Origin of the sequence: Mycobacterium sp. OTB74, assembly GCF_029892685.1 — a bacterium.
Lineage (GTDB): Bacteria > Actinomycetota > Actinomycetes > Mycobacteriales > Mycobacteriaceae > Mycobacterium.
Window position 1 is genome coordinate 1 of sequence record NZ_JARXVD010000035.1, and the last position, 25,558, is coordinate 25,558.

General features: G+C 63.5%; 17 protein-coding genes and 1 pseudogene. 6 read left to right on the forward strand and 12 right to left on the reverse strand.

What is annotated here, in order from left to right:
- A pseudogene (locus M2432_RS27190) lies at window positions 1-136 on the reverse strand (AMP-binding protein); the annotation flags it as partial.
- A gap of 23 nt (window positions 137-159) precedes the next feature.
- Between M2432_RS27190 and M2432_RS27195 the strand changes: the two are divergent.
- Together M2432_RS27195 and M2432_RS27200 are read left to right on the forward strand one after the other, a co-directional pair.
- A complete protein-coding gene (locus tag M2432_RS27195; protein WP_280829963.1) occupies window positions 160-984 on the forward strand; it encodes a GAP family protein in 825 nt (274 codons plus the stop codon).
- A gap of 195 nt (window positions 985-1,179) precedes the next feature.
- Entirely contained in the window at window positions 1,180-2,112 is a 933-nt protein-coding gene (locus M2432_RS27200) for an NAD-dependent epimerase/dehydratase family protein (RefSeq protein WP_280829964.1), read from the forward strand.
- A 36-nt stretch (window positions 2,113-2,148) separates the two neighbouring features.
- Here M2432_RS27200 and M2432_RS27205 read toward each other — a convergent pair whose 3' ends face one another.
- The 6 genes from M2432_RS27205 to rfbF form a co-directional block, all read right to left on the reverse strand.
- On the reverse strand, window positions 2,149-2,814 hold the full coding sequence (locus M2432_RS27205; protein WP_280829965.1) for a class I SAM-dependent methyltransferase: 666 nt from the start codon (window positions 2,812-2,814) through the stop codon (window positions 2,149-2,151).
- A 282-nt stretch (window positions 2,815-3,096) separates the two neighbouring features.
- Window positions 3,097-3,822 carry a hypothetical protein gene (locus M2432_RS27210; protein WP_280829966.1) on the reverse strand — a complete coding sequence of 242 codons (726 nt, stop codon included), beginning with the start codon at window positions 3,820-3,822 and terminating at the stop codon, window positions 3,097-3,099.
- A gap of 32 nt (window positions 3,823-3,854) precedes the next feature.
- Window positions 3,855-4,655, reverse strand: coding sequence for an aldolase/citrate lyase family protein (locus tag M2432_RS27215; RefSeq protein ID WP_280829967.1), 801 nt, complete (start codon window positions 4,653-4,655; stop codon window positions 3,855-3,857).
- Between the two features lie 133 nt (window positions 4,656-4,788).
- Window positions 4,789-6,609, reverse strand: a complete 1,821-nt coding sequence (locus M2432_RS27220; RefSeq protein WP_280829968.1) for a thiamine pyrophosphate-binding protein — start codon at window positions 6,607-6,609, stop codon at window positions 4,789-4,791.
- Window positions 6,606-7,541 carry a glycosyltransferase family 2 protein gene (locus tag M2432_RS27225; protein ID WP_280829969.1) on the reverse strand — a complete coding sequence of 312 codons (936 nt, stop codon included), beginning with the start codon at window positions 7,539-7,541 and terminating at the stop codon, window positions 6,606-6,608. Before M2432_RS27225 ends, M2432_RS27220 begins: the two co-directional genes overlap by 4 nt.
- Before the next feature lie 23 nt (window positions 7,542-7,564).
- On the reverse strand, window positions 7,565-8,341 hold the full coding sequence (rfbF, locus tag M2432_RS27230) for a glucose-1-phosphate cytidylyltransferase (protein ID WP_280829970.1): 777 nt from the start codon (window positions 8,339-8,341) through the stop codon (window positions 7,565-7,567).
- A gap of 161 nt (window positions 8,342-8,502) precedes the next feature.
- On the opposite strand from rfbF, the gene rfbH reads away from it, so the two are divergent.
- The 3 genes from rfbH to M2432_RS27245 are packed head-to-tail and all read left to right on the forward strand — an operon-like array spanning window position 8,503 to window position 11,377.
- The gene (rfbH, locus tag M2432_RS27235; protein WP_280829979.1) at window positions 8,503-9,870 is read left to right on the forward strand and encodes a lipopolysaccharide biosynthesis protein RfbH; all 1,368 of its coding nucleotides are present in this window, start codon (window positions 8,503-8,505) and stop codon (window positions 9,868-9,870) included.
- A 2-nt stretch (window positions 9,871-9,872) separates the two neighbouring features.
- Complete coding sequence (gene rfbG, locus M2432_RS27240; protein ID WP_280829971.1) at window positions 9,873-10,889, forward strand: CDP-glucose 4,6-dehydratase; 1,017 nt, start codon at window positions 9,873-9,875, stop codon at window positions 10,887-10,889.
- Window positions 10,886-11,377, forward strand: coding sequence for a GtrA family protein (locus tag M2432_RS27245; RefSeq protein WP_280829972.1), 492 nt, complete (start codon window positions 10,886-10,888; stop codon window positions 11,375-11,377). The genes rfbG and M2432_RS27245 overlap by 4 nt, the downstream gene beginning before the upstream one ends.
- A 39-nt stretch (window positions 11,378-11,416) precedes the next feature.
- Here the strand turns inward: M2432_RS27245 and M2432_RS27250 are convergent, their stop codons facing one another.
- From M2432_RS27250 to M2432_RS27260, 3 genes are all read right to left on the reverse strand, one after another.
- Window positions 11,417-13,411 (reverse strand): hypothetical protein, encoded by a 1,995-nt coding sequence (locus tag M2432_RS27250; protein WP_280829973.1) that lies wholly within the window; start codon window positions 13,409-13,411, stop codon window positions 11,417-11,419.
- A 741-nt stretch (window positions 13,412-14,152) separates the two neighbouring features.
- Window positions 14,153-15,427 carry a glycosyltransferase gene (locus M2432_RS27255; RefSeq protein WP_280829974.1) on the reverse strand — a complete coding sequence of 425 codons (1,275 nt, stop codon included), beginning with the start codon at window positions 15,425-15,427 and terminating at the stop codon, window positions 14,153-14,155.
- A gap of 384 nt (window positions 15,428-15,811) precedes the next feature.
- On the reverse strand, window positions 15,812-16,528 hold the full coding sequence (locus M2432_RS27260) for a class I SAM-dependent methyltransferase (RefSeq protein ID WP_280829975.1): 717 nt from the start codon (window positions 16,526-16,528) through the stop codon (window positions 15,812-15,814).
- A gap of 548 nt (window positions 16,529-17,076) precedes the next feature.
- On the opposite strand from M2432_RS27260, the gene M2432_RS27265 reads away from it, so the two are divergent.
- Window positions 17,077-17,997, forward strand: a complete 921-nt coding sequence (locus tag M2432_RS27265) for an alpha/beta hydrolase (RefSeq protein ID WP_280829976.1) — start codon at window positions 17,077-17,079, stop codon at window positions 17,995-17,997.
- 98 nt (window positions 17,998-18,095) lie between these two features.
- Here M2432_RS27265 and M2432_RS27270 read toward each other — a convergent pair whose 3' ends face one another.
- Entirely contained in the window at window positions 18,096-19,391 is a 1,296-nt protein-coding gene (locus M2432_RS27270) for a glycosyltransferase (protein ID WP_280829977.1), read from the reverse strand.
- A 131-nt stretch (window positions 19,392-19,522) separates the two neighbouring features.
- A partial coding sequence (locus M2432_RS27275) for a non-ribosomal peptide synthetase (protein WP_280829978.1) occupies window positions 19,523-25,558 on the reverse strand: 6,036 nt, incomplete at its 5' end.

Consider the following 25,558-nt stretch of genomic DNA (forward strand, 5'->3'; position numbering starts at 1 on the left):
GCCAATAGCCCATCGCGACGTTGTCGCCGTGCACCCAGATCTCACCGGCAGTTCCCGCCGGACACTCGAAACGTGTCTCTGGATCAACGATGCGGGACACATCAGAGTCTCTATCGAAACCAGGGCTTTTCAAAGAGTCAGCAGGGTAGTGTTCCCGCAATGTGGGGCTCGTTGTTGGTGCTGGCGTTTATGATGACGATCCACCCGGTGCGTCTCGGCATCACCCTTCTCGTGATCTCCCGGCAACAGCCAATGCAAAACCTGTTCGCCTTCTGGATCGGCTGCGTAATAGTGGGTCTACTTGCTCTTGTAGTTCCGTTGATGGTGTTGCACCTCACACCAGCGTTGGCTTCTTTTTCGAAAGATTGGGCCGACCCGGCCGCGAACTCAACCACCCGGCACATTCAAATCGGCATGGGTGTGCTCGGGCTATCGATCGCCGCGCTGATGGCGGTGCGCTTCATCCCGCGCAAGCGGGCCCGCCCCCGTGGGCAGAACTGGGCGCAGCTTCAGACACCGGGCGACAACACGTCGACGCTAGTCCGGGACTCGGATACACCAGCCGCAATCTCGCGACTGCTGGGCCCCGCGCAGGATGCGCCGACGGAGGGCGGATCTGCAATCCGGCGGCTGCTGACCCACGTCCGCGATGCGTGGGAAAACGGATCCTTGTGGGTCTCCTTCGTGATCGGCCTCGCAGTGGGGCCGGCACTCGACGGGTTCGGGGTTCTGTTCATAGTCTCTATCATCGTGGCCTCGGGAGCCGAGATCGGCATGCAGGTCACCGCCGCCATCGCGTTCGTCCTCGGGGTGCTTGCGGTTGAGGAGATCATCCTCGTCAGCAATCTGGTCACTCCAACGAAAACCCAACCGGCACTGCGACGCCTGCACGACTGGGCGCTGGCTCACCGTCGGAAGCTCCTGGTAGCCACCTTCGCAGTGTCTGGTATATCGCTAATTGCCACGGGCGTGGGCAGCCCCTGAGCTGGTGGGCTGAATGTGGCGCTACGGTCGCCTTGCGACGCCGAGTCAGCTCAAATCCTCGAGCCCGTGTAGGCCTGAATTGCCTTCTGACCCGGGACAACAGCGGTCTATGAAATCGCCTTTGTCCGCCGTTCTGGAAGGCGCTTTCGATGCGTTGCCGACGACCGTCACCCGGTTGAAGCGGGCCCGTCCGACATGACCGGATTCGTCAGCGCGGGTGCGCGTGCACTCGCAGCGCAGGCGCTCAGCAACGATCGGGTACTCATCACCGGCGCGTCGGGCTGGCTCGGGAGGACTGCCCTCGATCTGCTCGCCCCGCTGTGCCTGCCCACGCTGGCCCTGGCCAGCCGGGCTCGGATGATCCGAGTCGGTGATCGCGAGATCGAGTGCCGCGTGTGGGACGACCGAGAGGTGGTCGCCTTCGCGCCGACCGTGGTGCTGGACTGCGCGTTTCTTACCCGGGGCCGGGTGGCCGAGATGCCGCCCGGCGAGTACGTCGCGACCAACCGCGCCCTGACCGAGCGCCTGGTGCACGCGACGCAGCTGCCCGGCGTACGGCTTGCGCTCACCGTCTCCAGTGGGGCGGCGGTCCACCCGCACGACGCTCTCGACGGCCTGATCGAGGACAACCCGTACGGCTACCTCAAGCGTGAGGCCGAGTATCGCCTAGCGGATGCCGCCGCCGAGACTGGGGCGGTGCCCGTCGTCCTTCGGGCGTGGAGCATCTCGGGTGCCCATGTGCAGGAACCGCAGGGCTACGCGTTGGGCTCGATGATCCGGGACGCTGACGCGGGAGCCATCCGAATCATGGCGCGCCGCCCGGTATTTCGCCGCTACGTGCTCGCCGAGGAGTTGCTCGCCGTAGGCATCGCCGAGGGCGGTGTCGGCCCAGCCACGATCGACAGCGGGGGAGAGCTGGTGGAGATGGCCGGGCTCGCCGCGCGGATCGTCGCGGTAGTGCGCCCTGACGCGGTGATCAGCCGTGGTGAGGTCGATCCCGGCGACCCAGACCGATACCACTCGGACGGCCAGGATTGGGAACGGCGATGCCAGAGATGGGATTTGACGAGCGCGCCCCTTGAACGTCAGATCGAGATCACCGCCCGCGGAGTGCTCGGTCGTGCTTGATCAGCTCATCGCACGCCGGTGTCTGCTCACAGCGGGTCACACCGGAACCGCGAGGACTCCCAATTTGCCCATGCGCAGACCCCCGACACTCGCCGTCGGGTCAGCCTGTGTGCTGACCACCCGGAATCCTCCGTCGGCAAGCAACGCCTGTAAAGATTGCGACGAGAAGTAGTTGATGTGCTCACTCTGCTTGACAGCCCCCAACCGTGGCACCGTACGGCCAAAGTTGCGTGCGACACCGGCGACGAAATCCGCGGCGATCCAGGTGCCACGGGTAGCCGAAACCCAGTCAAGGAAACGGCGGTAGGGTGCGCCCGCGTGCCATTGGCGCAACTTGGGCCGGTCCAGTGGTACCTCGACGTAGAACAATCCATCGTCGGCGATCGCGCCTCGAATCTCTTGGACCAGCGCGGCGGGGTCGACGAGGTGCTCGAGTAGGTGGGCCGCGATAACCAGGTGAGGTGTGTCGGGAAGCTCACCGAGGGATGAGGCAGCCTGCACGCCGTGGACCAAGTCCTTCCCCGAGACTTCGATCACGTATTTAGCGCCCGAGTAGCCCGTCGGAAAGAACTGACCTTCGTCGCCCCCGTAGTCGACGACGTTCCGTAGCGAGTCGATGCTGATGTGCGACCCGACGATCTCGGTCACGAAGCTGACTCGTTCGGCGACCGCGTCCGATCCGGGCTCCGATGCGGAGTTCACATTTCGCGAGTACCAAGGCTCCCACCTTCGTCGGATAGATAGGTATCGCTCGTTTCGGTACCCCGAATACATGGCGGCAAGCGTCTCGTCGTCAAAGCGATGGGAGAAGTAGGCCAAATCACATGCGGCACAACGGCAGAGTGTGGTAACGCGCGGTGCTTCCTTCGGGTCACCTCGCAGCTGCAGAATGAACGGCGCGATTCGGCCGTGCGCCTGGATGATCCCCGGACTCCCGCAGATCGGGCAGAGCTCAGACATGTGATTCCGAAGCCCCTTTGGTGTTTAGCGAACTGGGCTGGTTACGACCAAGCCCAGCGCGAGCGGCGTGGCGCCGACGGGCTCACAACCGATCGACGGCAGGATCATTTCGTCCAGCACACGTCGTTCGTCGCGGTCCATCGCTTCGTCGAGGTAAATGGCGTCCCCGGGTCGTAGCTGAGCACCGATGAATTCCCAGGCGAAGGCCGTCGGCTCGTAGATGTCTAGGTCGAAGAGCACCAGCCATTGGGCATCACGCGCGGCGGCCAAGTCGACTGCGCCCAAGGTGTCCTGGACGTCGCCGACGTGCCAGCGCACACGCTCGTCATCGATCGCCGGCGGCTTACCACCCGCGTCGAATGCGCCCTGTTCCCATTCGTTCCAGGCGCGTGGCAGCCCCGTGAAACGGTCGAACCCATGCCAGACCAGGTCGCGCCCGCCCAATCGGCACAGCCACCAGTCGGTCGCGTATCCATAGGCGACTCCGAACTCCAGCACGAGGAGAGGACGGTTTGGATCCAGCCGCTGTGCGAGCTGTTCCCACAGCTTTTCACGTCGTCCGAAAACCGTTAGCTGGTGACCGAAGACACGTTGCTGCCAATTGACGTAGTCGGCGATCTGCCCGGCATTGCTGGCCTTGTGACGAAGCACCGAGGAGGCGCGGAACAGGTGTACTGCAATCGCCTGCGCGTTGACCGAGAAAGCGGAAGCAGCGGCACTTGGGAACGCGGACGAAGCCCTGCTCGGCATACGCAATGGTCCCTTGAGAATCACCGGCTTGCTCAGCTGCCGCCAAGGATGTGCCAATGTGATTCGAGCATCTCGATCCGCTTGGCGTCCTCTTGTGTGATCCGGCTGTAGTAGTCGCGCTTGTTGAGCAGCCAGAGCAACTCGAAATGCACGGCGTTGAGCAAGCCGTCCGCGATCGAGGCAATCGTCGTTGCCGAGCCGTCGAACACGACCTTACGAGTCTCGAAGCGTGTCAGGTGCGAATCGGCGACCTCCTGGATGGCGTCTAGCGCGTCGCTCGATACCGCACCACCGACGACGAAGTCGAGGCCGGCCTGCTTGACCTTGTCGGCGGCGGCGGTCACATACTGGGTGACCTCGGCGGTGTTGATAGCCTCGCGGCTCAGGCCGAGCGAACTCGCGAAGTCATGGCGGCCGAAGACGACACCATGCACACCGCGGTTCTTGGTGGCCACCTCGAGGATGGCGTCCAAATTGTTGTAACCCGTGATCGTTTCCAGGTTGAACAAGAAGTCGGTGTCGAGTTCCTCGTCCTCGTCGTACACGGTGTTCTTGGCGTCGATGTACTTCGACAGTGCATATGCGGACTCCACCATGGGCGCAACGACGTAGCGCACGCCGATTTGCTTGGCCTCCAAGAGGTCACGTACCGCCTCGCAGCCGCCAATCTTGACGACGAGCGGCAGACCCGCGCTGCGGGCGATGTCGACGAGACGCAACAGCTCGTCGAGACGAGTGCCTTCGGCCTCGAACTCCGCCTTGACGCTCACAATGCCGTGCTTTTCCTTGCCCAAGCGCAGGATTTCGGCCATCTGCCGTTCGGTTTTGTTCATTGCGCCTCCCCTGGTACCGGCCCCGATAAACCTGCATAGTTTAGTTCCGTGCGATCAAGCTCCGCGGGCGATTTGACCAGAACGGCCCCGTGAGGTCGACAATCTGAGCCCCAGGCTTACCTGTCGGTGGCGCTCAACTGGCGGTTGAGATTTGCGGCACGGCAGCGGTGAGGTACACGGTCACCCGCCGCTCGACGTCGGCGGGGAGGTCGGGACTCATCCGATGCAGTGGGTTCGATTTCATCGAGCCGTCGGGCTGTACCGCTGAACTGATCTTCGGGAAGAAAGTCTGATCGGGGTCCATGGGTACCTCGATGAGTGCGGGACCATCCGTTTCCAGCAGCAAACGAACAGCAGGGGTATCTAGGCCGGCGTCCGCGTCGAGTTGGGTGAACGGGATCCCGTATGCCCGCGACAGGGCCTCCCAGCTCGGCAGGCCCAGCCCGGTCTGGGCGTCGCAGCCGATCCACGCGCCTCCGAAGTAGTTGCGCTGTGTCATCCTGATCGACGCGTAGCCGTTGTTGTTCAGTACGAAGATCTTGACGTTCGCTCGGGTGGCCGCGAGCGTGCCGAGTTCTTGGAGGTTCTGGGCGAATCCGCCATCGCCCTCACTCAGGAGCACCTGACGGCCGGGATTGGCCAGGGCCGCCCCGATCGCCCCGGGCAGTCCGTAACCCATACTCGCAAGCGACTTATTCGAGACCAGCTTCTGCTCAGCCCGCAGCTGCAGAGCCTGGATGGCGACGGTAAAAGAGCCGCCACTGCTGCAAGGCAACACAATGGCATCCGGCTCGGCGATCTCGGCAAACCGCATCGCGAACTCGTAAGGTTTCACATACCCCGGGGCCGTGACGTTTTGCGGGTCGTTGAGCGGCAGCTCGGCGCGAACCGATGCGATGAACTCCCGCCACGGTTGCCACCGCCCGGCATCGACGAGATCGCGGGAGTAGAGGGCGGCCAGGAACCGGTCGGCTTCCCCCCAGAGCCTCAGGTCTGTGCGCGGGTGGCCCTTCGCAAGTTCGGCGGCATCGATCTCGACCTGAACCAACCGCCCAACGGGTACGAACTGCTCCCAGGCGAATCCGGTCTGTTGCAGCCCCAGCCGGGTGCCCACAGCGACCACCAAGTCGGCCTGCTGGATGAGGATGTTGGCCGCGCGCTGGCCCCAGGTGTTCGGGCGCCCGGAGTACAGCGGGTTTTCAGTCGGAACCCGGTCGGCTCCGTTCCAGGTGGTCATGAGCGGAATGCCGGCGGCCGCCGTCCGGTCGCCCAGGGCGCGCACCGCTCCGCGGCTCACGCCGCCCCCGACCAAGATGATCGGGCGCTCGGACTCGCGCAGCAAAGCGACAACCTGGTCGACATCGGCGGCGGGGACCTCCGGTAAAGCGGACGCCTCAGGCATCGCGACCGGGTCCTGCCCCGGCAGTGGGGGCGCTGCCTGCACATCCAGGCAGACCTCGATGAAAACGGGTCCTTGGCGCGGGGTGCGGCCGTCGAGCACGGCTTCGAGGATCACCTTGCAGGCGACCGGCCGTTCGATGCGGATCGCGCGCTTGGTGACGCTGCGCACCAATTCCGCGCCGTCGATTTCCTGCAGACCGCGCTGGCGCACCGCGCCGTGGCTTAGATCGCTGCTCTTGACCTGTCCGCCGATGACGAGTAGTTCGCGGCTTTCTTGCCAAGCGCCGGCGATTCCGGTGAGCGCGTTGGTAATTCCCGGTCCGGCCGTCACCAGCGCCAGCGCCCGGCCGGTGCCTTCGTCGCGGGCGGCGTTGAAGTACTCCACCGCGATCGCCGCCCCGACCTCGTGCACGAACGGCACGCACACCATCCGGGTGCGCACCGAGTCGAGCAGGTGCATGATGTTGCCGCCCGCGACGAAGAAGCAGTGCGAGTAGCCAGCGCCCACCAACCAGTCGACCAGCTGGTCACTGTATTTGGCTGGTGCAGTCATAAACCCACCGCTTTGGTAACGACGTAATTGGGTCGCTGTTTGACCTCCTCGTAGATGAGCGCGAGGTATTCGCCGACAACGCCGAGCAGCAGCGTGACCACCCCGAAGCCGATCAGCATGACGCAGATGAGCGAGCCGAACCCGGGAAAGGGGGGCGCCCCATAGAAGAAGAAGCGCGCCGCGAGCACGCACACGACGATGGCCGCGATGAAACTCAACAAGAAACCAGTCATCGTGATAAGCCGCAGCGGTATATAGGAGTGGGCGAGGATGCCTTTGCCTGCCAAGTCGAGCACCTTAAGGCTGTATGCCTTGGATTCCCCGGCGAAGCGGGGCTCCCGCCTCATCGGTATCCCGATCGACTTGAAACCGACCCAGGAGAACAGGCCCCGGACGAACCTGTTGCGTTCATCCATTGTGCGAACAGCCTCGTAGACTTTCCTGTCGACCAAGCGGAAGTCGCTGGCGTTACTGGTGATTCGGTCGTCGGTGAGCTTGCTGGCGAGCCAGTAGAACAATTGGGAGTTCATCCTGCGGATGGGGCCGGTGCCGCGCCGCTCCTTGACCACCCCGTAGACGTTCTCGTAGCCCTCCTCCCACTTGCGGATCATCTCCGGGATGAAATCGGGCGGGTCCTGTAGATCGGCGGTCATGAGCACCACTGCGTCGGCGTCGACCACGCTGAGGCCAGCTGTCAGCCCGCCGTCCATTCGGAAGTTGCGCGCCAGCTGCAGGATCTTGAACCGCGGGTCCGCCTCGCGGATCGCGAGCAGCTTGTCCATCGTGTCATCGGTCGAGCCGTTTTCCACGATGATTGCCTCAAAGTCGTACGCCGGCTCGGCGTCGAACACCTTGGCCAGTTGCTTGGCGAGTTCATCGACGCATTCGCTCTCGTTGTAGGCGGGGCTGATGCAGGCGATTTTTTTCTTCACTCCAGACCTACTCTCACACAGCGTTATTCCCACACTCTCCAGGGCGGGTTCCCGCTGTTCCAAAGGTTGTTCAGCAGCTGCGATTCTCGGAAGGTGTCCATCGGCTGCCAGAACCCATGGTGCGGGAACGCGGCAATCTGGTGGTCTTCGGCCAGTCGGAGCAGCGGCTTATCCTCCAGCACGGTCTCGTCGCCCTCCAGATAATCGAACACTCCAGGCTCGAAAACGAAGTAGCCAATGTTGATCCAGTCTTCGGTCTTTGGCTTCTCCCGGAACTTGGCGACCGCGCCGTCCTGCTCCAAGTCGATGACCCCGAACCGGCTCATCGGCTGGGTGGCCGTAACGGTTGCGATCTTGCCGTGCGTGCGATGGAACTTGAGCAGGGCGGGGATGTCGACATCGGCGATGCCGTCGCCGTAGGTGCACAGGAATGCCTCATCGCCCACGTACTTCTGGATGCGTTTGATACGGCCACCCGTCATTGTGCTGAGGCCGGTATCGGCGACGGTCACTCGCCAGTTGAATTCGGCGTGCGAGCCGTGATAACGGATGCTCGACTGGTCACCGAGGGTGATGGTGAAGTCCAGATTGGCCACCCCGTAGTTCGAGAAATAGCCTTTGATGTACTCGCTCTTGTAGCCCGTGCAAACCACGAACTCGGAAATGCCGTAGTGGTCGAGGACTTTCATGATGTGCCACAGCACGGGTCGACCACCCACCTCGACCATCGGCTTCGGGCGGAATTCGGTCTCCTCACGCATTCGCGTGCCGAGACCACCCGCGAGAAGTACGGCTTTCATGACGAGTCATTCGGTCTCAAGGCAACCGTCCCCCTGGCGCGGTTTTGCTGACGCAGCTTCCGGCAGGTGACACACTAGCAATGTCGTGACGCGGCCGGCAGCGTTTCGAACGCTGCCGCATACTCATATGAGTGTTAGCCACATGCGCTTGAGGAGATCTCATTTCAAGACTCGGCACCGATGAGTCTGGGGACGGTGGGCTCGGGGAAGACCGCGAGGACATCCTCGCGGCGGTTCGCCGCTACGCAAAGCGCAAGCTCACGGCATCCGAGTTCGTCCCCGGCACCACTCCGGTCCCGGTGTCGGGCAGGGTGCTCGACCCGGAGGACTTCGCCGCGCTCGTCGACGCGTCCCTCGACGGCTGGTTGACCGCAGGCCGGTTCCATCCGCTCTTCGAGCGCGCCCTCGCCCGTTATGTGGGTGCCCGCGACGCCGTCTTCGTCAACAGTGGGTCGAGCGCCAACCTGTGTGCGCTGAGCGCCCTGACCAGCCCAAAGCTAGGAAAGTACAAGAAGAGGTTCGGAAAGCAGCCGCTGGAGCCCGGTGACGAAGTGCTGACCGTGGCCTCCGGATTTCCCACCACGGTCAACCCGATCATCCAGAACCGGATGCGGCCGGTCGTCGTCGACATCGAGCTGTCCACCTACGACGCCATCCCGGAGCGGCTCCGCGAGGCCGTCGGGCCCAAGACGCGGGCGATCATGATGGCGCACACCCTGGGCAACCCTTTCGACCTGGACACGGTGCAGGAGCTGTGCGACAGGCATGGCCTGTGGTTGGTCGAGGACTCGTGTGACGCGCTCGGCTCGACGTACGGTGGCAAACGAACCGGCAGTTTCGGCGATACCGCAACCTTGAGCTTCTACCCCGCGCACCACATCACGACCGGCGAGGGTGGAGCGGTGTTCGTCAAGTCGGCGCTGGTGCGCAAGCAGGTCGAGTCGTTCCGCGACTGGGGCCGGGACTGCTACTGCGCGCCGGGAAACGACAACACCTGCCAGAAGCGGTTCGAGTGGCAGCTCGGGGATCTGCCTAAGGGCTACGACCACAAGTACATCTACAGCCACATCGGGTACAACCTGAAGGCCACCGACATGCAGGCCGCACTAGGTCTGTCGCAGCTTGCCAAGATCGACGGTTTCGTCGAGGCCCGCAAGGAGAACTTCAACTACCTGACCTCGCGGCTGTCCGGGATCGAAGGACTCATCCTTCCGGTCGCCACCCCCAAGTCGGATCCGTCCTGGTTCGGCTTTCCGATCACACTCGATCCCGCGCATCCGGTCGATCGTACGAAGTTCATGCAGTTCCTGGACGAGCGCAAGATCGGCTTCCGTCAGCTGTTCGCCGGCAACCTCGTCAAGCAGCCGGCCTATCGCAACATCGACTTCAGGATCGTGGGGAACCTGACCAACACCGACATAGTGATGAACCGGACTTTCTGGGTAGGCACCTACCCTGGCCTGACCAGGCCGATGCTTGACTTCGTGGCGGACTCGATCCACGAATACATGGCCGAAGCCGCGCGATAGCCGTGCACTACCTGATCACCGGACACACCGGTTTCAAAGGGGCATGGCTTACGCTGCTCCTGCTGAGCCGCGGTCATCGGGTTTCCGGTCTGGCCCTCGACCCGGCCGAACGCAGCCTGTTCAGACGGGCCCGCCTCGGGGACCAGCTCGTCTCCGACTTGCGGGTCGACATCCGAGACGCCGCTGCCACTGCTGCAGCAGTGGGGGCGGCGGCACCCGACGTCGTGGTACACATGGCCGCCCAGTCCCTGGTCCGCCAGTCCTATCGCGATCCGCGCTACACCTACGAGACCAATGCCATGGGCACGCTCAACCTGTTGGAGGCGGTCGCGGCCACCCCGTCGGTGCGTGCGCATGTCGTAATCACCACCGACAAGGTCTACCGCAACGTCAACCAGGAGACCGGTTACGTCGAAACCGATCCCCTTGGTGGCGACGACCCCTACAGCGCATCGAAGGCGATGGCCGATCTGCTGACCCAGTCGTGGATTCGCAGCTTTGAAGGCACTCCCACCGCTGTTGCCCGCGCCGGCAACGTCATAGGCGGCGGCGACGTCAGTCGCGATCGGCTGCTGCCAGACCTGATCGCCGCCTACGCGTGTGGCCAGGCACCGCTGTTGCGGTTTCCCCACGCGGTTCGGCCGTGGCAGCATGTGCTCGACTGTCTCAACGGCTACCTCACCCTCGTCGATGAGCTACTGCGCGGCTCCGGCCAGGGCCAGTGGAACTTTGGGCCGGGCCGCGACAGCTTCGTCGAGGTCGGCCAGGTCGCCACGCTGGCGGCCGAGCAGTGGGGCGGCGGCGCCCACTGGGAGTTGGACCGCGGTGACCATCCGCACGAGGCGAACCTGCTGGCCCTTGATGCCACAAAGGCGCAGCGAGAACTGGGCTGGCGTAATCGACTCGGCTTTCGCGATGCCCTGGCCTCGACCATCGACTGGGAGCGGCGCGTTTACGCGGGTGCCGACGCGCTTACCGTAACCCGGGAGCAGATCGACGCATTCGAAAGCCTCGAGTGACGGAATTCGACCTGCCACCCGAATCGGCGCCACCGGGGCCGCTGATCCGACTGTTTAACGACCAGCGCGTGGCATTCCTGGTAGTGGGGGGAATCAACACAGTCGTCGCGTTCGCGATCTTCATCGCCTGTTCGGAGAGCGTGGGACATTTCGTCGACCACCGGTTGGGCAAGATCGCCGGGGCGCTGGTCACCCTCGCTATCGCGCATGTGCTGAGCGTGCTGTTTAACTTCGCGATGTATCGCCGGTTCGTGTTCCGGGTCCGTGGCCACGTGCTGCGTGACCTAGCGCGCTTCTGGAGTGTCTACCTCACCGCCGGCGCCATCAACATCGTCGCCTTGCCGGTGCTGGTCGAACTGGGCCTATACCGCATCCCGGCGCAGGCACTGATCGTGGCTGTAACGACGCTGTTGAGCTATTTCGGCCACCGGCACTTCTCTTTTCGGCGTAGCGCCGCCGACACTCGGGACGAGAGGTCGCTCTCCTAGGGCGCGCAGCTGTCGCAGCCGGCGAGCGCGACAAGGCGCTCACATCGGCTGCCACTTCCCTTCGCGTTTGAGGAGCTGGTAGTCGCCGAACTTTGCGATCGGCACGAAGCCCTGGTCTAGGTAGCGATACCACGGGCCGGACGGGATTTTTGCGCCATCACCCCAAAAGTGGGTCAGTGGCGCGTTTTCAAGTAGGCAGAAGCCGTCGATCGAGCGGGTGGCTTCGATCACCCTCTGCTGGCGTGCATTGTCGAACAGCATCGACCAGTCGGTCGGGTCGTAGCCGGCTGGCGGGTCCAGCTGCGTCCAGAAGTAGAAGCTGCTCAACGGGGGCCGCATCACAAACGATTTGCAGTTTTTGTCGATCGCGGCGACGACCGCCTGGTAGTTCGCCGCTTCTTCGGCGCTGACATGGACGTCTTTCGCGCCGGGCAGCCCGAGTGAGAACGAGCCGCTGTACGCGGCCCGAACGTGATTGAGCCCTTGATTGATGTGGATGCTGACGAGAGCAACCAGGGCCACTATCGCAGCGATCGGGCCGATCGCGGCGATCGCGCGGGGAACGCGGCGCGCGCTTCGGGCGCCGCGGCTGACGGCGATCCAGCGAACTCCGTTTGCGATGCAGAGCGCCCCGACTGGGATCAACAGCACGGTCGCCCAGTACAGTTGGCTGCCCGCTACAGGGAAGCCGTGCAACGCCTGTAAGACCGCCAGTGGCGTTAGCAGCAGCCGGGCGAACTGGGTTCCCTCGTCCGACTTCCCGGGCGGCCGGATCAGCGCGACCCAGGCGAAGGAGAGAAGGCCCCACCGCAAAGACATTGGGACAATTTGCGTGGTAGCTGGCGTAAATTGCGTAATCGAGCTGATCACGGCGAACGCCATGAAGAGGCCGATGAGGATACTTAGCGCCGAGAAAAGATAAGTCCACCGCAGGCCCGGCCGAGCCTCGGGTTTGCGGGCGACGTACAAATAGCCGAGCGCGCCTGCCAGGGGCAGCAGATCAAGGACGTAGCTCCAGCTAGGCAGAACGAGCGGGTGAGTCAAAAGGCTGGGGAAACGCAACGGCAGCATGATGATCCCGTCGATCAGCCTGGACGGGCTGGTTCCGGCGGCGACGAGCACCAGGGGGACGATTAGGCCGACGACGAGGGCGCCGCCGCCAAGCCACCAGAGTTCTTTGGAGTCGCGGCGGTCGACGCGGCGGGCTCTCAGGGCGATCACGACGGCGAGCGCGGCGGCGGAGATGTGGAACGCGAAATGGCGGACCCAGGGTTCACCCACCTTCGAGCTCATCACCAGCAGCGGCAGCGCCACGAAGCCGACCTCGATCACTATCCGCAGCCAGCTATGGCGGGCAAGGGCCGGATAGCTGACCACGCAAACCAAGGCCAGGGCGGCAAGAGCGAAGATGCCGATGTTGATCTTGACAAAAATCAAGGCCATCATGGCGCCGCCGAGCAGGGCCATCGGAAGCGGTGAGGTGCGATCGCGGACGAAACAGGAGAACGTCATGATCGCCGAGAGCAATAGGACGAGGATGCCGCCTGGATGCATCGGCTCCGGTACGAGGCTGAAAAGCGCCTCGAATGCGGTCAGCTGGGTAGCCACGCCGAGGATGATGCTGCGGGTCATGCGCCAGGTGGAGAGGCCGATGAGCAGGCTCGAAAGCACCCAGACGATCATGGTCAGCGCGCGACCGCCGTCGTGGTTGACCGGGATCCCGAAGACGGAGAAGACCGCACCCGAGAACTCATAGTAGAAGGGGCCGTAGCCGTTGACACCGTCGTAGTGCCAGCCGTGATTCAGGAACGACTTGAGGGAGAACAGCATGTAGCCCTCGTCGTCGTAGTTGGAGAACCCCGTGAAGATCTGGTAGCGGGCGATCGGGTACGTGACAACCGTCATTGCCGCGAATGCCAGGATGCCTAGGCCGAGCTGAACCTTGTGGGCTCGCGACAGTGTGCTCGCTTTGTCGGCGTGGCTGGCGGGCTCTGTTCGACCATCGAGTGAGCCGGTTGGTTTAGTTTCAGTCATGACCCTGCCCCGGTTCCCGTTCTGACCTGGCCCCGACTCAGGGCATAGAAGTACCACTTGAGGTAGTGCGCTTCTGATCGAATAACCGCTGGCGCATGCGCTTTCAAAACGCCTCTACCCCCGATTTCCTGGCCTTCGCCTAGGTGCACGCACAGCATATAGCTGACGCCAACCGTACGTCTGGTTTCCGCAGACCGATGTCGTCATCTTGTCCGAGACAAGCGTCAGGAACCGATCGCAGACTCGTACCTTGGACGGCTTGTATGGGCGGCGCAAGATGACGACGTATCTGGCGCCGGCAGGGGCCATCTGGTGGCGGCGGTGACACTCCGGTTGCTGAGGCGAAAGCGTTGTGCCGCAAGGATTATTTCGGGGCACCGTGCGGCGGTGTCGTCGCCGGGTGAGTATCTGGTGACCGATTGGCCCGAGGCCGCGCAAGGAAGTGGTTGGCAAGGTCATTAGCGACAAGCGCACCGTAGGCAAGGAAGTGGCACCGTCCGAATGCTCGACGACTGGGTCGCGCTCGCCACGAATCAGCGGGCCGCCACCGCGGCGACGATTCCTCACTGATCGAGACCGCCGAATTGCTTTACGGCACAGCACTTCTCGCCGAAGGCGGCGTGCCGCAGGACCCGGCAAAGTTCGCCGGATTACTCGCGGACCGCCTGGCTCGCACCGTGTAGGACACGCCACCGCAGCCCAATCACGCGTTCTGGCGCCGATCATCCTGGCGGCCCGCCTTCACCGATCAGCCAAACCGCCTGCACGGGCGAGTTTTTCCAGCAGATCGGCGGTGTTGGCAACGCTTTCGGCGGGTTTGGTCATCCGGTCGCCGATTTCGCGGGCTCGGGTGACGTATTGCGGGGCGAGAATCCGGCGCAGGTCCGCGACCAACGATTCCTGGGTAGTCGTCGAAAAGCGCCGGGCGGTGCCCACCTTCAGTCGTTTGACCTGAGCTCCCCAGATCGCCTGATCGATCCCCGTCCACAGGCTCAAGGTGGGGACTCCGGCGCGCAGGCCTGCGGCCGTGGTGCCCGCGCCACCGTGGTGGACGACCGCGCGGCAGGCGGGAAAAGTCGCCGCGTAATTCACCAGACCTACCACCTTGACGTGGTCGAAATGTGGGACGCGGCTGAAGTCAGTCCCGCCGGAGCAAACCAACGCCCGCTCGCCTAACTGCGCGCAGGCCGCGCTGATCATCGCGACCGTGTCGGCGGGAGATTCGACCGGCATGCTGCCAAAGCCGAAGCAAATCGGCGGTGTTCCCGCGGCAATCCACGACGCGATGTCGTCGTCGCCATCCGTCGTCAACTCCATCGTCAACGTGCCGACAAAGGGCCGTCGGCCTTCCCATTTCGCCCATTCGGTTGCCAGCCCAGGAAAGCAAACCCCGTCGTAGGCCTGGATTTCCAGCCATCCGCGGTCGGCGATCCGGCGCGCCAAGGGGCCCGTTGCCTTTGGTAGGCCTAGTTCACGGCGATGCGCGTCCTCGAGCTTCTTCGTCTGGCGCCAACTCTGCCATTCGAACACCGACATTGCGGAGCGCGCCAACGGTGACGGCAGAATCGGAACGAGCTGGCCATTGGCCCGCAGCGGGAAGTGGTGCATAGTGGCCAACGGAATGTCGTAGTATTCCGCGACGTTGGCAGCGGCCTCCTCGAAATTCAGGCTGGTGAATAGCAGGTCGGCCCCGTCCGCCAACGATGTCAGCGTCGTCCTCGCCTCCCTCCGGCACCGGCTAGCGGGCTCCCAAACTTCGCGCCACAACTTGATCAGATCTTGGATCCTCCAGAAATTGCGGAAGAAACTGGTCCAGAAGTTGCGGTACGCGCCCAGCACCGCCTGCGTGTCCAACCCGTAAGCGACCGCCGCAAGCCCAGCCGCCTCGACGAAGCCAACCAGGTCCGGCGGGACGGCCATGCGAACTTCGTGCCCTCTGCGCAGCAGTTCACGGCCGACCGCGGCGCAGGGCTCGATATCGCCGCGAACTCCCCAGCTTGCCAGGGCAAATTTCATCGCGGATGCTAGCCTTTCACTTCCCCGTGCGCGTTCTGCGAAATGAAAGCGGGAGCCTCGCGCCCCTTGGCTCAGCCGCCCTGCAGCATAACCCAATACCGCGCTGTCGACCTGAAATCCATAAGTTCTGGGCGGGCATTGGTTCGTGCATCCCATATCTGGTGAGATCGCGTCGGAGTTGATTCAGGTACAACGACCACGTGTCGTGATCGGTCTCGGTCAAGACCGCTCTTATCTCGCATGCCAGCTCATGAAGGTATCGCGATATGCCGCGGCGCACAGCTCAGTATTCAGTCCGCCTATAGTCAGTCCTCGCTTCGGATGAGGCCGTCGGAAGGCGAACCGGCAGCGAACTTCTCATCCGCTGGCGATTCTTATTCAGAACTACGGAGAGTCGGCGGCGTGATGTAGAAATTCGCCGAAATACGTAGGGGGCTTCAGGTTTAGCAAGCGGTCGCGATCGGTGGCGAGATCCTGGTAACTGAGCGCCGCGATCTGCGCCGCCGAGTAGGACAATCGCGATTCCGGAGGTCCCTTTCGTAGGATCCCAACGCCCCAATCGCACTTCAGCACCGCGATTTGCAGGTCGTCCCTGGTGCTGCGCAGATGGACGATCGCCTTCCAGACGTCGCCACTCCACGGAGGTCCGGTGAGCCAGAGGAGGCTCCACCAGCGGTTATGCGCACGAAAATCGTCGTACGACGTCGCGGGAGAACCGATCGATGCGGTTGCGGGGTTGCAGTCGTGCAGCACAATTACGCCGCCGTCCCGCAGGTAGCGCAGCGTATTCTCGACGTCGCGCACGACCTGCTCATAGCTGTGGAGCCCGTCGATTAGGGCGACGTCGATGCCGCGCTCTGCGAGGAAAGCGGTCTGGCTCGCGAAGAAGGCGTTACTGGTCGTCTCGAAGTAGTGGGTGGCGTACGCCTTCGCGTCGGCGAGCCTGCGGGAGCGCGCCGAGAGCCTGAACGCCGGGTCGACGGCGATCTTCTCGTCGGCAGCAATACGCCGGAAAGCCAATCCGTTCGAAACGCCGATCTCGAGGTAGACGGGCTTCGCTCGCTCGTCGAGCGCCTGCTGCACGACCTCAATGCGGTTCACGTGACAAGGCCCTTCGGTTTGGGGGCATCTGACAAGGAGCTTTCGCCGATCATCCAGCACGCCTCAAGTCGCGCTTGCGCTTTCCGAATGGGCTTGTACCCATGCGCATGGTGGTAAGGGTGTTGATGGCATTGAGGAGGACGCGTCGCCGCCGTGGCCACCGTGCGGGCATTCGTTCGTGTGTCCCGGATCTGGTGAGTTCGCGTCGGAGCTGATCGAGGCCCAGATATCGGCCGTCGCGGTCGGTCGCGGTCAATACTGCTCCCATCTCGCATGCGAGCACTTCTGGCGATGATTCTAGGCTTCCATTGACGCCGTCAACGAGAAATGATCAATACTTATGGATTGGGTTGGTTTTTAGGCGACCTCCGTTCCGGTCGTGATGGCCTTGTCGGTGCCCGTTTGGGTCGAGGTCACTTTCCTCGTTACGACACCCCGATAAGCAACCTATTCATCGGTGGATCGAGGCTAAACACGCCGCTGTATTGCCGTCCATGCGATCATCGGTCTGTATCGATTTGTTCGCACAGGACCTCCCGGGGGACGCTATGGCCGGAATTTCGGCATTTCGATCGGACGAGGCACGCGCCGCGTACTGCAAGCTCTATGACGCAGCGCTTGCGACCAGCACCGTACCGGTGACCGAATCGGATATTGAAACGTCGTTCGGACGCACGCACATGCTTAACGCGGGCGATCCGTCGAACCCCCCTCTCGTTGCGCTCCATGGATCGGGGATTAGCTCGACGATGTGGGTGCCGCTACTGTCCACGCTCGCAGCGTCCCACAGCGTGACGATGATCGATGCGATTGGCGAGCCGGGCAAGAGCCTCGCAGCCAAGCCACTCACCGACATCACCCAGATGGTGGAGTGGCTCGACGAGACGCTACGGGCGGTTGGTATCCAGCGACCCGCAATAGTCGCTGCTTCGCGCGGCACCTTGATTGCGACCCACTACGCGATGGATTTTCCCGATCGGGTGGATCGCTTGGCTCTCGTGGGCCCGATAGGGATCGTGAGCAGGGTGCGTCTGAGTAAGCTGGTTCGTGCTCTCGCAACCGGCGGTGTTCGGCCCACAGAGCGGCGCGTCCAATCGTTGCTTGACGCCACGGTTATGCCGACGAACCGCGGGTTGCTTCGCCAAGAGCCGTGGGGGCCAATCATTCAGCAATTCATAGCCGGCACCATCGGTTTCAAGCCTGCCAGCGGCAATCTACCGAAACGTTGCGATCTGCAACGGCTCTCATCGGCCCAAATTCCAGTTGTGGCGATCATCGGCAGGGACGAAACGTTCCACAGCGGGCCGAAAATGGCCACCCGCTTTCGACAACAACTGCCCGAGGCTCGCATCGAACTCCTCGACGATGCCAACCACAACCTCTTTGTCGACCAAACTGACATCGTGGAAAAGCTGCTCGCCGACTTCTTGAAGTTGGGAATCCACCGCGCGCTGCGCGACCCGAAGTAAGGGCTCGATATGTAGTGCATCCGTGGCGAGTTTTTCCAGCCCGGCGCCGATCCGAGCAACCCACGCCGAAGCGATCCGTCAGACCTAGCCGGCGCCGATCATCCCGCCGTCCCGCCTTCACCGACCAGCCGACGCCCCTGAGGCCGGGCGAGTATTTCCACCAGATCGGCGGCGGCCGCAGCGCTTTCCGCGGATTTGGTCATCCGGGTGGCGATCTCGCGGGCCCGGGTGAGGTATTGCGGTGCGAGGATCTGGCGGAGGTCCGCGATCAGCGATTTCTGGGTGGTGGTCGATAAGCGCCGGGTGGTGCCCACCTTCAGCTGTTTAACCCGAGCTCCCCAGAGCGTCTGAAAGAGGTCCGTAGAAAGGATCAACGTGGGGACTCCTGCGCGCAGGCCCGCGGCAGTGGTACCCGTGCCGCCGTGGTGGACGACAGCGCGGCAGGCCGGAAAGGTGGCCGCGAAATTCACCAGGCCCACCACCTTGACGTGGTCGAAATGGGGGACGTGGCTGAAATCACTCCCGCCGGTGCAAACCAAGGCCCGCTCGCCCAACTGGGCGCAGGCCGCGCTGATCATGGCGACCGTGTCAGCGACAGATTCGACCCCTGTCCAGCCAAACCCGATGTAAATCGGCGGTGTTCCAGCGGCAATCCACGACGCGACCTCCTCGTCGGCATCGGTCGTCAACTCCAGCGTCAGCGCGCCGACGAAGGGCCGTCGGCCATCCCATTTTGCCCATTCGGTTGCCAGCCCGGGAAAGCAAACCTCGTCGTAGGCCTGGATTTCCAGCCATCCGCGTTCGGCGATCCTGCTCGCCAAGGGGACTGTTGCCTTCGGTAGGCCTAGTTCACGGCGACGCACGTTCTCGAGCTTCTTCGTCCTACGCCAAAACAGCCACGCGTTCACCGTCATGGCGGAGCGGGCCAACGGCGACGGCAGGATCGGAACGAGTTGGCCGTTGGCCCGTATCGGGAAGTGATGCAGCGTGGCCAACGGAATGTCGTAGTACTCCGCCACGACGGCAGCGGCCTCCTCGAAAGTCCCGCCGGTGACTAGCACGTCAGCCCCGTCCGCCAACGACGTCAGAGTCGTGCTGATCTCCTCAAAGCACTGGACGATGGGCTCCCATAATTCACGCGACAACCTTCTCAGAGTCCGGATCCTCCAGAAATTGCGGAAAAAACGTGTCCAGAAGTCGCGGTACGGGTCCACAAGCGCCTGCGAGTCCGGTCCGCAGGCGACCGCCGCAAACCCAGCCGCCTCGACGAAGCCAACCAGATCCGGCGGGACAGCGATGAGCACTTCGTGCCCTCTGCGCAGCAGTTCACGGCCGACCGCGGCGAGGGGCTCGATATCGCCGCGAGTTCCATAGCATGCCAGCACAAATTTCATTACTGATCCCAGCCCTTCAGTTGTCGTGCGCGTTCTACGCAATGAAAGCGGGAGCCGGGCGCCCTGGCCTCAGCCACATCGGCGAACGCTCAACTTACTTGTGAACTTCTTACTAAGAGTCCCTAATTTACTTAAGTTCCTAATACAGACTTGAGTCGTTCGCCATATACACTGAGCGATCTGAGGGTCAACATCTCATAATGTGTGCAGTCAACCGACCACCCCGTAATTTCGCCACCAACGTAAGGTCGCCAACTTTGCACAGAAGCGCGGCTAGCAATTCGGGTTCGTGGTCCCAACAATCGTGACCCCAGCTTGGAGGCACTGCCGTTCCCATTTCCATTTTGTGCAGCGGAGATTACGACCATATCGCCATCAAACACATCAGGCACGTGTTCCAGGAGATACAACTGGTTAGCATTAACACTTTGAACCATGACGTCGAACACTTGTCTGGGCGGAAGAACAAACTCAACTGCTCCTCGTTGTTGGTGAATTAACTCCTCTGCCTGCTGGTAGGTGAGGGACCCCGACTGTACCGGAATGTCTATACAATTGGTCCGAAAGATGTGTTCCAGGACTTGACTCTCGGCTGCAGCTTGATTTCTTGCGATGCCCTTGTTAGCGCTGAATCTTGTGACGCTCTTGTTGGCGATTAATGTAGCGTCTAGCAGTACAAGGCTTTCGACTACGCATCCGCGTCGCTGAAGCTCAATGGCGAGCTCATGGGCTACAACACCCCCAAAAGACCAGCCGAGAAGCTTGTAGGGCCCGCCAGGATAAACGGCTTGGAGCCTGTCTGCATAGCTCGCCGCCATGCTACGAATCGATCCAGCTTCAGCTTCGCCATTCTGCGGGATTTGGTTAATTCCGATAATCGGGCAGTCCAAATAATTGCCCAGACCCCGATATGCCCAGCTAAGCCCGAAGCCATCATGAATACAGCACAGCGGAACACCCGTACCCTCCTTGAGGACCTCAACAGGGACCACTTCCACCGCGCTGTCATGCCCGTTCAACTGCTGACTCAGGCTTCTAACCGACGGCGCGCCGAACAGGGTGCGCACTGCAAGGTGGGCATCCAGGCCGGTGTTGATCGCGGCGATCGCCCGCATCGCCGACAGCGAATCCCCGCCCAACTCGAAGAACGAGTCGTCCACCCCGACCCGCTCCAGCCCGAGCACCTGGGCGTAGATGCCGGCCAGGATTTCCTCGACCGCATTGGCCGGGGCCCGGTAACGATCGACATCCCGGTACTCCGGTGCCGGCAGGGCGCGTTTGTCCAACTTGCCGTTGGGGGTCAGCGGCAGCCCCTCCAGCACCACCACCGCCGCCGGCACCATGTAGGCCGGCAGCCGCTCGGCCAACGCGGCACGTACCTCGGCCGGGTCTGCCGTCCCGGTGACATAACCCACCAGACGCTTCTCACCGGGGCGGTCCTCGCGGGCGATCACCACCGCCTGCTCGACCCCGTCGAGTGCGGCCAAGGCCGCCTGAATCTCACCGAGCTCGATGCGGTACCCGCGGATCTTGACCTGCTCATCGGCACGCCCGAAGTACCCCAGCTGCCCGTCAGGTCCCCACGACACGAGGTCGCCGGTGCGATACATCCGCGCGCCAGGCCCACCGAACGGACACGCCACAAAACGTGTTGCGGTCAACCCGGCCCGCCGCCAATACCCCACCCCCACACCGCGACCGGCCAGATACAACTCACCGACCACCCCCGCCGGCACCGGCCGCAACCATCCGTCCAGCACGAAGAACGCCGCCCCCGCGGTCGGCGACCCGATCGGCGGCGCACCCGACCCCGCCACCAGGGGTGTGCTCTTGCACAACCACATCGTCGTCTCGGTCGGACCGTAGACGTTGACCATCACCCGGTCCGGCGCCCACCGATCCACCAGCTCCGGCGGGCAGGGTTCGGCGCCGATCACCAACGCGGTCGAACCCAAACCCTGCGTCGGCAGCACCGCCGCGGCAGCCGGGGTCTGGGTCAACACGCTGACCTTCTCCCTGACCAACAGCGTATGGAAATCATCCGCGGACCGGGCCACCGCATCGGGCACCACCACCAACCGCCCACCATGGAGCAACGCGCCCCAGATCTCCCACACCGAGAAGTCGAAGGCATAGGAGTGGACCTGCGTCCACACCTGATCCGGCGTGAGCTCCACACCGATCGCCAACCCGTCGAACAACTGGGTCACATTGCGCTGGGTGACCGCCACCCCCTTGGGCACCCCGGTAGTGCCCGAGGTGTAGATGATGTGAGCCAGGCCATCGGGTGCGGGCGCGGGTGGCGCGGTGCTGGGCTGGGCGTCGATGCGGGGATCCTCCACATCGATGACGGTCAGGTCGTATCCGTCCAGCAGTTCGGCCAACCCCGCGGTGGTGACCGCGGCCAGCGGCGCGGCATCGGCGACCATGAACCCGATCCGCGCCGCCGGCAACGCCGGATCAATCGGCAGATACGCCGCCCCCGACTTGAGCACCGCCAAAATCGCGATGATCGCCTCAGCACACCGAGAGAACAACACCGCCACACACTCGCCCGGGCCCGCACCCAGGCCAATCAGCAAGTGCGCCAACCGATTCGACGCCTCATCCAGCTCCCGATACGTCCACGAACGGCCACCACAGCTCAGCGCCACCGCCTCCGGAGCACGGACCACCTGCGCGGCGAACAACACCGGAACCGACACCCCACCCACCGGCTCGGTCAACACCGCCCGGTTACCCCACCCATCCAAGCGCGCATGCTCACCGGCATCCAACACATCCACCGACGACAACAACCGCCCCGGATCAGCAGTCAACGCCACCAACACCCGCTCGAACCGCTCGATCAGCGCCTCGATGCTGGCCGCATCGAACACATCGGTACGGAACTCCACCGTCCCGCCGATCCCGGCGGGCTCACCGGAATCCGTCCACTGTTCGGACAGGGAAAACACTAAATCCATTGGCGCGGTCTGAGTGTCGGCCGACAGCGGGGTGACCTGCACATCACCCAAGGCCATTCCGGACGACGGATCGCTGCTGTGCCCGGGAAGGTTCTGCCAACCCAACATCACCTGAATCAGCGGATGATGGGTCAACGACCGGGTGGGGTTGAGCCTTTCGACGAGCACCTCGAAGGGTACGTCCTGGTTTTCGTAGGCGGCCAGGCTGCGCTGCTGCACCTGCGTCAACAGGTCAGCGACGGTCGGATCACCGGCCAGATCGACCCGCAAAACCAACGTGTTGACGAAAAACCCGACCAACTCATCAAGTGCGGGGTCACGGCGTCCCGCGATCGGAAACCCCACCGCCACATCAGAACTCGCACTCAACGCGCTCAGCAGCACCGCCAGGGCGGCCTGCACCACCATAAAGCTGGTGACGTTGTACTCACGCGCCAACCGACTCACCCGCTGCTGCAGATCCGCTGACCAGTCCACCGCCACACTGGCCCCGCGGTAATCGGCCACCGCCGGATAGGGCCGATCAGTGGGCAACACCAACTGCTCGGGCATCCCGGCCAGCGCCTGCTCCCAATACCCCAACTGCGCGGCGATCGGACTGTCGGCGTCGGCCAGATCACCCAACTGCGCACGCTGCCACAACGTGTAATCCACATACTGCACCGGCAATGCCGCCCAACCCGGCGCCCGCCCCGCACACCGGTCGGCATACGCCACTCCCACATCACGGAGTAGCGGCCGCACCGACCAACCATCCCCGGCGATATGGTGCACCACGGCCACCAACACGTGCTCATCATCGGCCACGCGGAAAAGCCTTGCCCGCAACGGGATTTCGGCGGCCAGGTCAAAACAGTGACGTGCCGCCGCGTCGATGGCCTCGCGCAACCGGTCCGCCGGCCAGCCGCTGGCATCAACGACGTCCCAACCGAACTCAGCCCGCTCAGCAGGCACCACCACCTGCCGCGGTATTCCCTCGGGGGCCGCGAACATCGTCCGCAGGCTCTCATGGCGGCCCACCACATCGGCCAGCGCCGCACCCAACGCGTCAGCGTCAAGGCGCCCGCTCAGCTGCAGCGCTACCGCCATGTTGTACACCGGTGAGGGGCCGTGCAACTGATCAAGGAACCACAACCGATTCTGGGCAAACGACAACGGCACCACCGCGGGCCGCTGTTGCGCCGTCAACGCGGCCCCCACCCGTTCCCCGGCATGCGCCCTTATCCATTCGGCCAACCCAGCCACGGTCGGCGCGTCGAACAACACCCGGATCGGGACCTCAACGCGCAGTTCCGCCCGGACTCGTGAGATCAGGCGCGTCGCCGATAATGAATGCCCACCCAGATCGAAGAACGAATCGTCAATACCGACCCGCGTCGCCCCGAGAACTTCGCCGAACAGCGCGGCCAACAGCCGTTCCCGCGGGTCACGTGGTGCCCGATACGCCACCCCACTGACAAACTCCGGCGCCGGCAACGCTTTTCGGTCAAGTTTGCCGTTCACCGTCACCGGCAACGACTCCAGCACCATGATCGACGCCGGCACCATGAACTCGGGCAACCTGCCGGCCACAAAGTCGCGCAGCTCAGCGGACCGTTCAATGGCCGACGGATCATTGACCGTCCCGGCGAGAGAACCGTTTCGGGAGGCGGTGGGCAGGTACATATCCGACAGCACCGAGAGCGGGCAATCATCCGCGGGGGCACGGGTGTAGATGAGGTCCACCAGACCAGTACTCGACGACCACGTCACCGCTGTGGCGTAGCCCAATTCCTGCCCCAGCAGATGACACTGGTGCGGCAACACCGCATCGGATACCGATACGCCGGCACGCAAGTCAGTGACCCGGACTCGATCACCGGCGTGCGCGAGCGCACGCGCCAGCGTCACGTCAGGCGATATCACGGCATTGGGCACCCCGGTGACGCGCAACTCCGGAAGATGGTGCGACCGAAGATATTCCCTCAAGTTGGCGAGGCTGCCGAACCGCTGCCACGGCTCGGACGGCAGGTGCGCGACGGAGCGCACCGGCACCGGCGCCTTGCGCAGCACCACCTCATACCGATAACCGCTCAGTTCGTTGACCGCACCCATCCGCTTGAGCTGCACATCGACCGCAGCGATGTCGGACATGTGCTGCGGCAACGCCGCAAAGAACTCCGGCGCCAACAACAGTTCCTGCTCGGCCAGCATTTCCCGGCGCACCCGCTCCCGCATCACCGCAGCGGTGTCCTCGCCACCGGTGCTGTCCGCGCACACCACCCCGGCGGTGAACTCCCGCAACAACGACAGATTCCGCACATCGCCGATGAACAACGCCCCGCCCGGCGCCAGCAGCCGCATCGCCACCGCCAACACATCCAGCAGATACCCCGCGCTCGGGAAGTACTGGACCACCGAGTTGAGCACCAATACGTCGAAATATCCCTCGGGCAACCCCTCGGCCACATCGGCCGGCTGCACCCGCAACCGCACCCGATCACCCCACGACTGCGCCGCCACCGCCGCCTGCAGTGTCTGAATCGTCGGCGCGGAAAAGTCCGTACCCCAGTACTCGACGCACGCCGGGGCCACGTGCGCGAGCAACAGCCCCGTACCCACCCCGATCTCCAGCACCCTTTGCGGCTGCAGAGCCATGATCCGGTCGACGGTGGCCGCCTGCCATTCGTGCATCTGCCCCAACGGGATCGGCGCCCCGGTGTAACTGCTGTGCCAGCCCGCGAAGTCCTCCCCCAACACGGCCGGCGCACCCTCGGTGAACGTCACCCCCGAATCACCCTCGGTGAACGTCACCCCCGAATAGAGCCCCTCATACAGGCCGTGCCACTGCTCGACCAGCTGCGCTTCTCGTTCAGGCTCGCGGACCAGCATCATCTCCTGATCCAGCACCACATAACCCACCAACTGCCTGTCGGCAACACCGTCGCCAGCAGCGGCCGTGGTTGTGTGGGTAACGGCCACCGCCTGTCCCACCCGGGGATGAGCCGTCAGCGCGGCCTGGATCTCGCCGAGTTCGATGCGGTACCCGCGGATCTTGACCTGCTCATCAGCACGGCCCAGATACCGCAGCTGCCCGTCCGGTCCCCAGGACACCAGATCCCCGGTGCGATACATCCGCGACCCCGGCGCCCCGAACGGACACGCCACAAAACGTGTTGCGGTCAACCCGCCGCGCCGCCAGTACCCGACCCCGACCCCACG

Bases quoted from the DNA above. Each gene is read 5' to 3' on its own strand.
- M2432_RS27250 (WP_280829973.1), bottom strand. From the start codon at position 13,411: ATGACTGAAACTAAACCAACCGGCTCACTCGATGGTCGAACAGAGCCC.
- M2432_RS27195 (WP_280829963.1), top strand. From the start codon at position 160: ATGTGGGGCTCGTTGTTGGTGCTGGCGTTTATGATGACGATCCACCCG.
- M2432_RS27270 (WP_280829977.1), bottom strand. From the start codon at position 19,391: ATGAAATTTGTGCTGGCATGCTATGGAACTCGCGGCGATATCGAGCCC.
- M2432_RS27210 (WP_280829966.1), bottom strand. From the start codon at position 3,822: ATGCCGAGCAGGGCTTCGTCCGCGTTCCCAAGTGCCGCTGCTTCCGCT.
- M2432_RS27200 (WP_280829964.1), top strand. From the start codon at position 1,180: ATGACCGGATTCGTCAGCGCGGGTGCGCGTGCACTCGCAGCGCAGGCG.
- M2432_RS27255 (WP_280829974.1), bottom strand. From the start codon at position 15,427: ATGAAATTTGCCCTGGCAAGCTGGGGAGTTCGCGGCGATATCGAGCCC.
- M2432_RS27215 (WP_280829967.1), bottom strand. From the start codon at position 4,655: ATGAACAAAACCGAACGGCAGATGGCCGAAATCCTGCGCTTGGGCAAG.
- rfbF (WP_280829970.1), bottom strand. From the start codon at position 8,341: ATGAAAGCCGTACTTCTCGCGGGTGGTCTCGGCACGCGAATGCGTGAG.
- M2432_RS27265 (WP_280829976.1), top strand. From the start codon at position 17,077: ATGGCCGGAATTTCGGCATTTCGATCGGACGAGGCACGCGCCGCGTAC.
- M2432_RS27220 (WP_280829968.1), bottom strand. From the start codon at position 6,609: ATGACTGCACCAGCCAAATACAGTGACCAGCTGGTCGACTGGTTGGTG.